The sequence below is a fragment of the Flavobacterium sp. ACN6 genome (assembly GCF_002304005.1).
Lineage (GTDB): Bacteria > Bacteroidota > Bacteroidia > Flavobacteriales > Flavobacteriaceae > Flavobacterium.
Window position 1 is genome coordinate 21,032 of sequence record NZ_MRCQ01000001.1, and the last position, 13,190, is coordinate 34,221.

Annotated in this window: 14 protein-coding genes; 7 read left to right on the top strand and 7 right to left on the bottom strand. The window is 32.0% G+C overall.

Annotated elements, in window-relative coordinates; all coding sequences use genetic code 11:
• The first annotated feature begins 69 nt into the window (after positions 1–69).
• The 6 genes from BSF42_RS00115 to rpsA all read left to right on the top strand — a co-directional run bounded on the left by BSF42_RS00115 (position 70) and on the right by rpsA (position 5,845).
• Positions 70–675 (top strand): murein L,D-transpeptidase catalytic domain-containing protein, encoded by a 606-nt coding sequence (locus tag BSF42_RS00115; RefSeq protein WP_095951625.1) that lies wholly within the window; start codon positions 70–72, stop codon positions 673–675.
• Between the two features lie 42 nt (positions 676–717).
• On the top strand, positions 718–1,410 hold the full coding sequence (cmk, locus tag BSF42_RS00120; protein WP_095951096.1) for a (d)CMP kinase: 693 nt from the start codon (positions 718–720) through the stop codon (positions 1,408–1,410).
• Positions 1,411–1,476: 66 nt separating this feature from the next.
• Positions 1,477–2,853 carry a nucleoside permease gene (locus BSF42_RS00125; protein ID WP_095951097.1) on the top strand — a complete coding sequence of 459 codons (1,377 nt, stop codon included), beginning with the start codon at positions 1,477–1,479 and terminating at the stop codon, positions 2,851–2,853.
• Between the two features lie 122 nt (positions 2,854–2,975).
• Positions 2,976–3,314: a type II toxin-antitoxin system RelE/ParE family toxin gene (locus BSF42_RS00130; protein WP_095951098.1), complete on the top strand. Its 339-nt coding sequence runs from the start codon at positions 2,976–2,978 to the stop codon at positions 3,312–3,314.
• Positions 3,315–3,319: 5 nt separating this feature from the next.
• Positions 3,320–3,646, top strand: a complete 327-nt coding sequence (locus BSF42_RS00135; RefSeq protein WP_095951099.1) for a helix-turn-helix domain-containing protein — start codon at positions 3,320–3,322, stop codon at positions 3,644–3,646.
• A gap of 420 nt (positions 3,647–4,066) precedes the next feature.
• Entirely contained in the window at positions 4,067–5,845 is a 1,779-nt protein-coding gene (gene rpsA / locus BSF42_RS00140) for a 30S ribosomal protein S1 (RefSeq protein WP_095951100.1), read from the top strand.
• 279 nt (positions 5,846–6,124) lie between these two features.
• Here rpsA and BSF42_RS00145 read toward each other — a convergent pair whose 3' ends face one another.
• Together BSF42_RS00145 and BSF42_RS00150 are read right to left on the bottom strand one after the other, a co-directional pair.
• Complete coding sequence (locus BSF42_RS00145) at positions 6,125–6,655, bottom strand: biopolymer transporter ExbD (RefSeq protein ID WP_095951101.1); 531 nt, start codon at positions 6,653–6,655, stop codon at positions 6,125–6,127.
• Between the two features lie 12 nt (positions 6,656–6,667).
• Positions 6,668–7,204: a biopolymer transporter ExbD gene (locus BSF42_RS00150; RefSeq protein ID WP_095951102.1), complete on the bottom strand. Its 537-nt coding sequence runs from the start codon at positions 7,202–7,204 to the stop codon at positions 6,668–6,670.
• Positions 7,205–7,415: 211 nt separating this feature from the next.
• Between BSF42_RS00150 and BSF42_RS00155 the strand changes: the two genes are divergently transcribed.
• Positions 7,416–7,970 carry a fasciclin domain-containing protein gene (locus BSF42_RS00155; protein ID WP_095951103.1) on the top strand — a complete coding sequence of 185 codons (555 nt, stop codon included), beginning with the start codon at positions 7,416–7,418 and terminating at the stop codon, positions 7,968–7,970.
• Positions 7,971–8,068: 98 nt separating this feature from the next.
• Here the strand turns inward: BSF42_RS00155 and BSF42_RS00160 are convergent, their stop codons facing one another.
• From BSF42_RS00160 to BSF42_RS00180, 5 genes are all read right to left on the bottom strand, one after another.
• Positions 8,069–8,914, bottom strand: a complete 846-nt coding sequence (locus tag BSF42_RS00160; protein WP_095951104.1) for a DMT family transporter — start codon at positions 8,912–8,914, stop codon at positions 8,069–8,071.
• A gap of 112 nt (positions 8,915–9,026) precedes the next feature.
• Positions 9,027–9,167: an SsrA-binding protein gene (locus BSF42_RS00165; protein ID WP_095951105.1), complete on the bottom strand. Its 141-nt coding sequence runs from the start codon at positions 9,165–9,167 to the stop codon at positions 9,027–9,029.
• A gap of 130 nt (positions 9,168–9,297) precedes the next feature.
• Positions 9,298–11,139: a M56 family metallopeptidase gene (locus BSF42_RS00170; RefSeq protein ID WP_095951106.1), complete on the bottom strand. Its 1,842-nt coding sequence runs from the start codon at positions 11,137–11,139 to the stop codon at positions 9,298–9,300.
• A gap of 9 nt (positions 11,140–11,148) precedes the next feature.
• The gene (locus tag BSF42_RS00175; RefSeq protein WP_095951107.1) at positions 11,149–11,517 is read right to left on the bottom strand and encodes a BlaI/MecI/CopY family transcriptional regulator; all 369 of its coding nucleotides are present in this window, start codon (positions 11,515–11,517) and stop codon (positions 11,149–11,151) included.
• A 6-nt stretch (positions 11,518–11,523) separates the two neighbouring features.
• Entirely contained in the window at positions 11,524–13,188 is a 1,665-nt protein-coding gene (locus BSF42_RS00180) for a M56 family metallopeptidase (protein ID WP_095951108.1), read from the bottom strand.
• Between the last annotated feature and the right edge of the window lie 2 nt (positions 13,189–13,190).

Sequence of the window (13,190 nt, forward strand, 5' to 3'; positions counted from 1 at the left end):
AACTTTTTATTGTTGAAAATCCGTTGGATTTTTGATAGTGAAAGTTTTTTTTTTAGCGACAGCTTTATAATGAAGAAAGTGCTATTTATTTGCCTTTTTATTATTGTTCCTTTTATAGCCTTCATAATTATTTCGGATCAAAGGAATGATGATTTAGCCTCTGCCGATAATAAAAGGATTGAAAATCAAGTATTAGAAATTAAAAAGATACTGGCTAAAAGTTCCAGATACAATAATAAAATTGCCTTTTTTATTGATATGAAAATCCCGTCGGGTAAAAATCGCTTTTTTGTTTACGATTTAAAAACGGATAAAATCATAGATAAAGGATTGGTCGCTCATGGCTCTGGTTCTGAAAGTGGAGTAAAAGGAAAGCTTCAATTTAGCAATGTCCCAAATTCGTTAAGTACTTCATTAGGAAGATATTCAATTGGATGTCATTATAATGGAAAGTTTGGAAAAGCTTACAAATTATACGGATTAGATTCTACTAATAATAATGCCTTTAAACGAGATATTGTTTTTCATTATTACTATGATGTTCCATATAAAGAGAAAGATGGTTACATTTGCAACAGTTATGGCTGTCCAATGGTGAATAAAAGGTATTTTGAAAGAATCGCCAAAATAATTGACCGTTCTGAGTCGGATATTTTAATGAGTATTTACTATTGAGATTCGGCAGTTATTAAGAGAATAAAATTAAAAAATAAGAAATTGAAAAAAATTACTATCGCTATCGATGGATTTTCATCTACAGGTAAAAGCACCTTAGCAAAACAATTGGCAAAAGAACTTGAATATGTGTATGTAGATACTGGAGCAATGTATCGCGCTGTTGCTTATTTTGCAATGCAGCACAATATTATCGGAGCTGATTTTTTTGATAAAAAAGCTTTGATTGATGCTTTGCCAAATATTCAATTAGAATTTAGATTTAATTCGGATATGGGTTTTGCGGAAATGTATTTGAATGGTGAAAATGTTGAAAAACCAATTAGAACTATTGAAGTGTCTAATTTTGTAAGCAAAGTAGCTGAAGTTTCTGAAGTTCGTTCTAAATTGGTAGAACAACAACAGGAAATGGGAACCAACAAGGCTATAGTGATGGATGGCAGAGATATAGGAACAGTAGTTTTTCCAAATGCTGAACTTAAAATATTTATGACTGCCAGTGCAGAAACCCGCGCACAAAGACGCTTTGACGAATTGCAGCAAAAAGGCGACAATGTATCGTATGAAGATGTTTTGAAAAATGTAGTTGAAAGAGATTATATTGATACGCACCGCGAAGATTCTCCTTTAGTGATTGCAGATGACGCAATAGAAATTGATAATTCTTACTTAAATAAAGAAGAACAGTTTGCAGCAGTTTTAGAATTAGTAAATGATGTTGTTAAAACGGTATAATTTTTTGTAGATATTATTTTTAATGGTAGTTTTACCGCTTCATTTTTACTAAAGACAATTTCGTATATGGGAATTAAAAACAGGTTAATCGTAATGAGCTTTCTTCAGTTTTTTGTTTGGGGAGCGTGGCTTATTACAATTGGAAATTATTGGTTTGGCACAAAAAACTGGGAGGGAACTCAGTTTGGGCTAGTTTTTGGAACCATGGGAATTGCGTCTCTTTTTATGCCTACTCTTACCGGTATCATTGCTGACAGATGGGTAAATGCCGAAAAATTATATGGCGGTCTCCATATTCTTTATGCAGTTGTTTTATTTGTAATAGCTCAGGTGACTACGCCAGATACATTTATTGCAGTTATGCTTGTCGCAATGTGCTTTTATATGCCAACAATTGCTTTAAGTAATTCTATTTCTTATACCTCATTAAAACTTAACAATAAAAATATAGTAAAAGATTTTCCGCCTATTCGTGTTTGGGGGACAATTGGTTTTATTGTAGCCATGTGGATTACCAATTTAAGCGGTAGTAAAGCAACGGAATATCAGTTTTATATTGCTGGGGTTGGTGCTTTAATTCTTGGAATTTATGCTTTTACATTACCAAAATGTGAGCCGCAGCGTTTGATTAAAGAAAATGCAACCTGGATAGAGACTCTTGGTTTAGAGTCTTTTAAATTATTCGGAAATTATAAAATGGCTTTGTTTTTTGTTTTTTCTATGTTTTTAGGAGGAGCGCTTCAGTTAACAAATGCTTATGGAGATGTATTTTTGGATGAATTTAAACATTTTCCAAAATATGCAGATTCTTTTGTAATTAAATATTCGACTATTATTATGTCGATTTCTCAGGTTTCTGAGACTTTATTTATTTTGGCAATTCCGTTTTTCTTGAGACGTTTTGGAATCAAGCAAGTAATGCTGATTAGTATGCTGGCTTGGGTATTGCGTTTCGGATTATTTGCTTTTGGAGATCCGGTAGAAGGTTTATGGATGATTATCCTTTCTTGTATTGTATACGGAATGGCATTTGATTTCTTCAATATTTCTGGTTCGTTATTCGTAGAAAGTAATACCGATTCTAAAATTCGTTCTTCGGCACAAGGATTGTTTATGATGATGACCAATGGAGTAGGAGCGGTTTTAGGAAGTTTGACTTCTGGCTGGGCTATTGATCGTTTCTTTACTAAGTCATTTAGTACTACAACAGAATTAGCTGGATTTTTACAGACAGATGCGTCAAATGTACAAATGACAGAATTTGTTAGAAAACAAGGAAATTCAATTTCTGCTGATGGTATTTTTGCAAATCCAGTTTTGATGAAAGACTGGCATACTATCTGGTTGTCATTTGCTATTTATGCTTTGGTTATTGCAATTGCATTTGCTGTTTTGTTTAAGCATAAGCATGATCCGAAGGAAATTGAGAATTTGAGTCATTAAAAAGAAATCTTAGATAGTATAATCTAGGGGCAGAATAGAATAAAATTATTAAAATAAAAAATACCACAAAAAGTTTCTATAATTAGAAACTTTTTGTGGTATTTTTGTTATATCAAAGTTTGATGAAATATTTTGAAACAAAATTTTTAGAAGAAGCGCGCGACTTTATATTGCAATTAGATAAAAAAGCAAGTGCTAAAGTTCTTTATAACATTGATTCATCAGAAAAGAGTCTAGATCCAAAGCTGTTTAAGAAGCTTAAAAATGATATTTGGGAGTTCAGAGTTAGATATGCAGGAAATCAAATTAGACTTTTAGCTTTTTGGGATAAATTAGATAGCAAGCAAACTTTAGTTTTTGCAACGCATGGTTTTATAAAGAAGGTAGATAAAGTTCCTTCAAATGAAATTGAAAGAGCAAATAGGATAAAAGTAAAGTATTTTGAAAGTAAAATAAAATAATAATTATGGCCAAAAATGAAATGAAATCGTATTCTCTTTCTGAAATGAAAGATGAAGTTATCGGAAAAATTGGTACACCTGAAAGAGATCAATATGAATATGAACTAAATATGGAAATTCTTGGCAGAATGATAAAAACTGCTAGAAAAGAAAGAAATCTTACGCAGGAGCAATTAGGAAATTTGATTGGAGTTAAAAAAGCCCAAATTTCTAAGCTAGAAAGCAGTACAAATAGTGCAACAATTGATACTATAATAAAGGTGTTTAAGGCGTTAAAAGCGGAGATTAGTTTTAATGTAAAGATTGAAAACCAGAATTTGCAGGTTTCGTAAAACTTTGCAAAGATAGTTGAACATAGTAAACCCGACAGGTTTTGAAAACCTGTCGGGTTTGATATTTAAAATGTGATTAGACCTAACAGGTTTTAAAAACCTGTTAGGTCTTTTGAAAACATATAGTTCTAATCTAGCCCCGATAGAAGTGGAAATCCTTTTATGCTGGTGTTCGGCATAAAAGATTGCAACGAATAGCGGGACTTAAGGTGTTGAAAAACCTAAAAAGTACTGCTCCTCAATACTTCACTCACAATCAACTTGAAATTGTTTTGCTATTCCAAATATTTGTAGTAATTTTGCAAACCTTTTGGCAGAGAAGAGTTTCCATTAGGTATCAACCATTTATGTAAAACAACTTCTGTATTTTCTATCGCATAGAGAAACTCGAGAAAAACAGAATACAAATTTTTTATCAGCATGTCTGAACAATTAAAATCACAAGAAGAGTTTTTAGCAAATTTTAACTGGCATAACTTCCAAGAAGGAATTGATGCAGTAGATGAGAAAAACTTACAAGAGTTTGAAGAACTAGTATCAAAAACTTTCATCGCTACAGATCAAGAAGAAGTAGTTGAAGGAGTTGTTGTTAGAATTACAGATAGAGACGTTATCGTTGATATCAATGCTAAATCTGAAGGTGTTATTTCTTTAAACGAATTCCGTTACAACCCAAACTTAAAAGTAGGTGACAAAGTAGAAGTATTAATTGACATCCGTGAGGACAAAACAGGTCAATTAGTATTATCTCACAGAAAAGCACGTACTATCAAATCTTGGGATAGAGTTATTGCAGCTAATGAAACTGGAGAAATCGTTAACGGTTTTGTTAAATGTAGAACTAAAGGAGGTATGATCGTTGATGTATTCGGTATCGAGGCGTTCTTACCAGGATCTCAAATTGACGTTAAGCCAATTAGAGACTACGATGTATATGTAAACAAAATGATGGAATTCAAAGTGGTAAAAATTAACCACGAATTCAAAAACGTTGTTGTATCTCATAAAGCGCTTATCGAGGCTGATATTGAAGTACAGAAAAAAGAAATCATCGGTCAATTACAAAAAGGACAAGTATTAGAAGGTGTTGTTAAAAACATTACTTCTTATGGTGTGTTCATTGACTTAGGTGGTGTTGACGGATTAATTCACATTACTGACCTTTCTTGGAGCAGAATCAACCACCCAAGTGAAGTTCTTGAATTAGACCAAAAATTAAACGTTGTAATCCTTGATTTCGATGATGAGAAAACAAGAATTCAATTAGGATTGAAACAATTAAACGCTCACCCATGGGATGCTTTAGATGCTAACTTAACTGTTGGTGATAAAGTTAAAGGTAAAGTAGTTGTAATCGCTGATTACGGTGCTTTCATCGAAGTTGCTGAAGGTGTTGAAGGTTTAATCCACGTTTCTGAAATGTCATGGTCAACTCATTTACGTTCTGCTCAAGATTTCGTAAAAGTTGGAGATGTTGTTGAGGCAGTTATCTTAACTTTAGATAGAGATGACCGTAAAATGTCATTAGGTATCAAACAATTATCTCAAGATCCATGGACTGACATTACTTCTAAATATCCAGTAGGTTCTAAACATACAGGTATCGTTAGAAACTTTACAAACTTTGGTATTTTCGTAGAATTAGAAGAAGGAATTGATGGATTAATTTACATCTCTGACTTATCTTGGACTAAGAAAATCAAACACCCATCTGAATTTGTAAATGTTGGTGAAAAACTTGATGTAGTTGTATTAGAATTAGATGTTGAAGGACGTAAATTATCTTTAGGTCACAAACAAACTACTGCTAATCCTTGGGATCAATACGAAGATTCTTTCGCTGTAGGAACTATCCACAATGGTGAAATTTCTGAAATCGTTGACAAAGGAGCTACTGTAGAATTCGGAGATGATATCGTTGCTTTCATTCCTACTCGTCACCTTGAAAAAGAAGACGGAAAGAAATTGAAAAAAGGTGATACTGCTGATTTCAAAGTAATCGAATTCAACAAAGAATTCAAAAGAGTAGTTGCTTCTCACACTGCTATCTTCCGTGAAGAAGAAGAGAAAAACGTGAAAGCTGCAACTGAAAATACTTCATCTAACTCTTCTACTAATGCACCAGCTGCAACTTTAGGAGATAACAATGATGTATTAGCTGCATTAAAAGCTAAAATGGAAAAAACTGAGAAAAAATAATTCTTAGGTTTTTTATAAATAGAAAGTCCCACAGTGATGTGGGACTTTTTTTGTTTGTATTTTTGTCTCGGAGTTAAAGTTTCAAATTGTTTCTCATTTGTCAGTTCGAGCGAAGTCCTGAACCTCGTTACAATTGGAATTTGGATTTTTTTTAATTGTTATTTGTATTTAAATTGGAGCTATTCCTGCTCTCCGCTATATCTTTTCCTGACTAAAGGAGCCAGAAAAAGGATGCCGCTTCGATCAGGGCTAGGGCACCAGTTTTCAAAAGAAGTTTGATTATTTTACAGCTAGTAAATTAGTTTCTTCTGGTGTAAATTGATTAACAATTGAATAACTACTAATTTGAGTGATTTCCATTTCATCTAAAATATTTACTAAGTTTTTGAAATTACATTTTTCACTCGGCTTTATAATTACATTAATTCCCATTCCTGGCTTACCCTTATCAGCAGAATATTCAAGAACTTTTTTGTTTCGATCTAATAACTCTTTTCTAATTCCATTTTTACCATATTTTACTTGTCTAGGTTCTTGAATAGGTACAAATAATAATCCAGAGTAAGTTACCAATTTGTTATCATCTCCTAAAAGTATAGTTACCGTACGATTTTCGTCAGGCATATAACAATCTATAAATGGGTGTTCATCTATACAACTAGGTACTTCGTTAAACATTATTTTTTGTTTGGATAATTCTCCAACAACCATAAAAAATATAATCAACAAAAAAGAAACGCTGACCATTGCAGTTAAATCGACTCTAGAACTTAGCTTTTTACTTCTTACTTTTTTAGGTAGATTTTTCATAAAAAATAATTTTTAGTTAGAAGCTAGCAATTTTGATTCTTCCGGAGTAAAATCGTTTACGATTGCATAAGTATCAATTTTTGCAATTGCCATTTCATCTAAAATATCTACTAGATTTTTGAAATTTGATTTTTTACTAGGTTTTATTATTACAATTGCTCCTCTATTAGTTCTTCCTATTTTAGCAGAATAATCGAGTATTGCATTTTGTCTTTCTTTTAATTCTTTACGAATTCCATTTCTTCCAAAGTCAATTTTTTTAGGAAGGAATTCATAAAACCCAAACAATCCTGAATATGTTATTATTTTATCATTATCATCAAGTATAACAGTAATTATACGATTGTCTGATCCCATTCTACATCCACCATCCCCTCCGCATGTGGAAGCATCATAGTTAGGCAAACTCAAATCAACAGCTTTTGGTTTTCTTAACTCGGTTGCTACCATAAAAAATATAATCAGCAAAAAAGAAACGCTGACCATTGCAGTTAAATCGACTCTAGAACTTAGCTTTTTACTTCTTACTTTTTTAGGTAGATTTTGCATAATGAATAAGTTTTAAAACTAATTTAAGAATAAAACTAAAACGAAAATCATTTAGTTGGAGAAAAATATAAAAAAATAATTTTTACGTACAACATCTTGTTTTACAGTGTATTTTGAGAATAATTCAAAGTTTTTTAAAATTATTTTTAGTTTTCATAAAACCAAAACAAATATTACGGCGTAAATGAGCTTATAACTTAAAATATTAATTATGAAAACTAGAAAATTTTTAGCCACAGCAATTTTAGCATTAGCATTCGGATTTACATCTTTCGCTCAAAAATCAGTAATGGTTGGCGGCGCTGCAATGTATCCTAACAAAAATATTATCGAGAATGCCGTTAACTCAAAAGATCACACCACATTGGTTGCGGCAGTAAAAGCAGCTGATTTAGTTGAGACTTTAAAAGGTGCAGGACCATTTACCGTTTTTGCTCCAACAAATGCAGCTTTTGACAAATTACCGAAAGGAACTGTTGAATCATTATTAAAACCTGAAAACAAAAAAATGCTTCAAACGATCTTGACCTATCATGTTGTTTCTGGAAAATGGAATTCGGCTGATATTGCAAAAGCAATAAAAGATGGAAAAGGTAAAGCAGTTATTAAAACTGTAAGCGGTGGAACTATTACGGCATGGATGAAAGGTAAAGATCTTTACATTACAGATGAAAATGGTAACAAATCTAAAGTTACAATTGCAGATGTTAACCAATCAAATGGTGTAATTCATGTAGTTGATGCCGTCTTGTTACCTAAAAAATAATAGATTAGAAAATTCCAAAATAAAAATTCCAAAATAAAAATTCCAAATTCCAAGCTTAAAATTGGAATTTGGAATTTTTATTTTGAGATTTTTTGAAATTATTTTTTCGCAGTTAAGGTACTTCCAGCAGACGCTGCAACGACACAAACCACCGCCAAAATCTCATAAAAACTTAAGTTTTCCTGTAGAAAAATAAATGCACAAATAGATGCAGCTGCAGGTTCTAAACTCATTAAAATACTAAATGTACGAGGAGGAAGCTGACCTAAGGCTTTCATTTCTAAAGTAAATGGAATTGCGCTGGATAAAAGCGCAAGTGCAACACCCATTCCAAAGAGTTTTGGAGTTAGATTAGCTAATCCGTTTTCTAAAAATCCGAAGGGTAAAATTAAAATTGCGGCAAATAACATTCCTGTTGAAACGGCTTGACCGCCGTTCATTATTTTAGAAATTTTTCCTCCTAAAACTATATAGGCAGTCCAAAATGCTCCAGCCAAAAGTGCAAATAAAATACCAAGCGGATCGAGACGATCATTTGTCCACGGTGCAATTAATAAAATCCCTATTGCTGCCAGCAAAACCCAGCAATAATCAATTAAGCGTTTGGAACCTAAAATAGCCAATAATAAAGGCCCAACAAATTCTAAGGTTACGGCTAAACCAATTGGAATTCGTTCTATAGCAAAATAAAAGATTAGATTCATAGCTCCCAAAGACAATCCGTATGGAATAACGATTTTCCATTGGTCTGAGGTAATTGCTTTTAGATTTGGTCGGTAAGCTAATAACAGAATTAAAGCAGAGATACCAATACGCAGCGATGCGGTTCCTGCGGCACCAATTGTTGGGAAAAGTGTTTTGGCGATTGCTGCACCACACTGAACACTAATAATTGCCAATAATACAGCGGGAACAGGAGGAAGGTTGATTTCTTTATTTTTCATTAAAAAATGGTAATGGACTGCAAAACTACGAAATAAGTTTTGCCGAAACCACTTCTCTTTTTAAATAAAGCCGCTATACAAATAAGTTTATAATAAAAACGATTTTTTTAGACTATTCTAATGCACGTTTTGTAACATAAGCGCGATAACCAATAATAGCCATTTGCCATTTTTTTGCTTTTGCAATATCTAAGCCTTGTTTGGTAAAACTTGGCAATAATATTTTATTTAATTTGGCTAAGAATTTATACATAGTAGATTTGTTTTTTCAAAGATATAAAAAAAGACTTTGTGTTTGAAGCAAAGTCCTTTAAGGTGTAAATTATGTAAATAGAAAAACCAGTGTTTTAAGCACTGGTTTTTCTATTAATGAATAAAGTAGATTAAGCTTTTTTGTTTTCTTTTTCCCAAGCTTTCATGTCTCTTTCGTGCTGCTTCATATCTTTATCATGTTGCTTCATATCTTTTGCATGTTGTTTCATGTCTTTTTCATGCTGTTTCATATCAAGCTCCAACTGTTTCATATCTTGCTCATATTGCTTAGTATTTCCATATTCTGCATCATTTCCAAATTTAAACTTAAAGTCATAATTGAATTTGTCCATATTAACATTGAATTTCTCCATTGCTAATTCATACTTAGCCATTTCTTTTTCATAAACAGCTTCTCTTTGAGACATTACGATTTCAATTTGTCTTTGGTAAGCTTCCAATTGAGGTTCAATAATTTCCATTTGCTTTTCAAAAGCTTCCATTTCTTTTTCGAACTTACTCACTGCAGCTTTATCATTCATGTTTTTTGGAGCTACAGGAGGTTTTGGCATTTTTGACATATCAAATGCGGGAGCCACAGGCATTGGTCCTGATGGAAAAGCTGGCGGTGAAGGTGGTGTAGGAGGTAACACATCAGAATCTCCGTAGTGGCGAACAATAACTTTGTCGTTTTTAACCATTACAGGAACTGAAAAATTTCCATCTGTAATAATATTGATAGATTTTTGCCCGTCTTCGTCAGTTCCAATTGCAAATTCGCAGTCTTTTATAGCTTCATCTCCGTCTATTACAATAGATTCCTTTTTACCAGATTCTGATTTTACTTTGATTTGAATTGCTGTTAATTCTTTTTTAGAATTTCTTTTTACGTCCGAAATTTCGATTTCAAGATTATGACTTGCTTTTAATTTTCCTGGCAGTTCTTTTAACTCCTGATCGCTCGTATTTTTAGTAATTTTGAATGTTTCCTCAGTGGTTTTGATTGTATCTTTTGAAATTGCAGGTAGTTCGTTTTGTTTCTTTTCCTGTGCAATTGTTTCTATTTGAAATAAAAGAACAAAAGCCCCAAGTGCTGGAATTACGGCATAATACTTCCAATAGTTTGTCTTGTTTGATTGATTTTTGTTTAACATGACGATTCGTTTTTTGATTAATGATTGATAAAAATGATTGGTGATTGCAACACAGTTTTCATGTGTTGTGATTTTTAAAAGTGTGTATTGATACGCTTTTTTGTCGCTGATTTTTTTAGAAGCCTCACTGTCAGCAATAAATTCAAGATTTTGCAGAATAGCTTTTTTGTACAGCCACACAATTGGATTGAACCAAAATAGAATACAGAAGATTCTCGAAATCAAAACATCTACGGTATGATTTTGATCACTGTGTACTTTTTCGTGTTCCAAAATACTTTCTAATTCCGCTGGAGTATATAGTGATGAGTTATATACAATATAATCGAAATAAGAGAAGGGAGCAATGTTTTCATTTATATCAATAAATTTGAAATCTTCCTGCTGTTGTATTTCTTTTCCTTTTAAGACTGTGTTCAGGCTATAAAAATCAAGTCCAAATTTGATCATGAAAGCTGTAAATCCTAAACCATAAACCGCAATTAAAATTAAATCCCAATTGATTTGAATTGATTCTTCTTCAACGGCTGCTTCTGGATTGTACTGCGGTTCATAAGCAACAGTACTATTGTTAGAAACAGTAGCAGTAGAAAAGTTTTCAATCGCTCTATCTACAGTTATTGGAGCCGCTGGTTTTTCAACCCAGATCACTTTAGTGTAAACTACAAAAGGCAGTATTATAGAAGTTATCAATCCCGCAATTAAAAAAAAGCGGCTGCTGTTAAAAAAAGTTTCTTTGCGAAGTAATAAAATATAAGCAAAATAGAACATTGCTAGTAACCCGCTTGATTTTAGGATAAAAATGAAAAGTGCTTCCATAGTGTTTGATTATTTACCTTCTTTTGGATTTTCGATCATATCTAATATTTCTCTTAATTCGGCTGCAGAAATTTTTTCTTCTTTAGCAAAAAAAGAAACCATACTTTTATATGAACTGTTGAAATAGTTGTCAATTGCTGTACTCATAAAACCTTGTCGGTAATCTTCGATACTTACAATTGGGTAATATTGATGTGTATTTCCAAAAGCATTATGCGCAACATATCCTTTCTCTTCCAGATTACGAACAATAGTCGATAAAGTGTTGTAATGCGGCTGATCTTCTAAAATCTCTGCTTGAATTTCTTTCACAAAAGCTTTTTTGAGCTTCCATAAAATATGCATGATTTCTTCTTCCTTATTGGTTAGCTTTTGCATTTTAGTTTATTTGCGGGTTTCGATTTCAATTACGCCATCTGATCCTTTTTCGCCATATTTTGAAAGTGCGTTAGTTCCTTTAAAAACGGACATACTTTTAATATCTTCAGGTTTGATTTCGTCAAGATCAAAACCGTGTGGCATTTCTGTTCCATCAACAATTATAAGAGGTACACCTTGTACTTTAGATTTTGAAGAACCGCTCGTTACAGCAACATTTGTTTTTCCATTAGAGGTAGTAATTTTAGTAACTACATTGTTGTCATCATTATCTGTGGTTACAATAGTGCTGCTATTTGAATTAGTATTGCTGTTAGTTTTTGTACTAGTATTAGAATTAACGTTGACATTGGTTTGGTTTTTAGAGTTTTGGTTTTGAGTAATAATAATATTTGAATGTGGAGATGTTGAATTATCATCATTATCTTTATTTACATTCACAGTTGCACCGCCTTTACTTACTGCAGCTTTTGATTCCTTATTTGAATCGTTTATAGTTTGAATTCCGATCTTTTTGTCACCATTATTATAAGTTATAATAACTACTCCAAATTCATTTATAGCTTGATTGCTAGAGTTTTGAATGGATTTAGCACGTTGCTTTCCTTTTTTGATATCAACTACAATAGATGTTAATTGATTTGAATCATTTCTCTTAATTTCAGAAATCTCAAATTTTACATTGTGATCTTTCAGCAAATTACTTTTGATTTCATTCAATTCTGCATCTGTAGAGTTTTTTCGGATTTTATAAACATCTACAGATTTGATGTTTGATTCATTTTCCTGTATAATTTGCGGTTTTTCCTTTGCAATTACTTCAACTTGAAATAATAAAACAAAAGCGGCAAGTGCAGGAATTACAGTGTAATACTTCCAAGAATTCTTCTTTTTTGATTGATTTTTGTTTAACATGACGATTCGTTTTTTGATTAATGATTGATAAAAATGATTGGTGATTGCAACACAATTTTCGTGTGTTGTTATTTTTAAAAGTGTGTATTGATATGATTTTTTATCTTGTATTTTTTTTGCTGCTTCGCTGTCGGCAATAAATTCAAGATTTTGCATAATAGCCTTTTTGTAAAGCCAAATGATAGGATTGAACCAAAATAAAATACAGAAGATTCTAGAAATCAATACATCTACAGTATGGTTTTGATCGCTGTGCACTTTTTCATGTTCAAGAATATTCTCTAATTCGCTTGGAGTGTACAATGATGAGTTGTAAATGATATATTCGAAATAGGAGAAAGGAGCAATATTTTCGTTAATATCTATAAATTTAAAATCTGCTTGCTGCTGAATTTTTTTTCCTTTGATAATTGCATTTAGACTGTAAAAGTCAATGGCTAGTTTTAAAATGAAAACTAAAAATCCAAGTCCGTAAATTGTTAGTAGAATAGTACTCCAGCTAAAATCAACAGATCCTTTTTCAGAGTTTTCACCAAAAGTTGATTGAATAGCAGTATTTACATATGGGTCAGCATCTATCCAAATAATCTTTGTGTAACTTAATAGTGGTAAAAAAGCTGCGACAATTAAACCAGATAGTAAAAACCATCTGTTGCTGTTAAAGAATGTTTCTTTGCGTAATAAAAAATAATAAACACAATAGAAAAACAACATTAAACTGCATGATTTGGCGATATATATATAAAGTGCTTCCATAA

Bases quoted from the DNA above. Each gene is read 5' to 3' on its own strand.
- BSF42_RS00115 (WP_095951625.1), top strand. From the start codon at position 70: ATGAAGAAAGTGCTATTTATTTGCCTTTTTATTATTGTTCCTTTTATA.
- BSF42_RS00125 (WP_095951097.1), top strand. From the start codon at position 1,477: ATGGGAATTAAAAACAGGTTAATCGTAATGAGCTTTCTTCAGTTTTTT.
- BSF42_RS00130 (WP_095951098.1), top strand. From the start codon at position 2,976: ATGAAATATTTTGAAACAAAATTTTTAGAAGAAGCGCGCGACTTTATA.
- BSF42_RS00135 (WP_095951099.1), top strand. From the start codon at position 3,320: ATGGCCAAAAATGAAATGAAATCGTATTCTCTTTCTGAAATGAAAGAT.
- rpsA (WP_095951100.1), top strand. From the start codon at position 4,067: ATGTCTGAACAATTAAAATCACAAGAAGAGTTTTTAGCAAATTTTAAC.
- BSF42_RS00145 (WP_095951101.1), bottom strand. From the start codon at position 6,655: ATGAAAAATCTACCTAAAAAAGTAAGAAGTAAAAAGCTAAGTTCTAGA.
- BSF42_RS00150 (WP_095951102.1), bottom strand. From the start codon at position 7,204: ATGCAAAATCTACCTAAAAAAGTAAGAAGTAAAAAGCTAAGTTCTAGA.
- BSF42_RS00155 (WP_095951103.1), top strand. From the start codon at position 7,416: ATGAAAACTAGAAAATTTTTAGCCACAGCAATTTTAGCATTAGCATTC.
- BSF42_RS00160 (WP_095951104.1), bottom strand. From the start codon at position 8,914: ATGAAAAATAAAGAAATCAACCTTCCTCCTGTTCCCGCTGTATTATTG.
- BSF42_RS00165 (WP_095951105.1), bottom strand. From the start codon at position 9,167: ATGTATAAATTCTTAGCCAAATTAAATAAAATATTATTGCCAAGTTTT.
- BSF42_RS00170 (WP_095951106.1), bottom strand. From the start codon at position 11,139: ATGGAAGCACTTTTCATTTTTATCCTAAAATCAAGCGGGTTACTAGCA.
- BSF42_RS00175 (WP_095951107.1), bottom strand. From the start codon at position 11,517: ATGCAAAAGCTAACCAATAAGGAAGAAGAAATCATGCATATTTTATGG.
- BSF42_RS00180 (WP_095951108.1), bottom strand. From the start codon at position 13,188: ATGGAAGCACTTTATATATATATCGCCAAATCATGCAGTTTAATGTTG.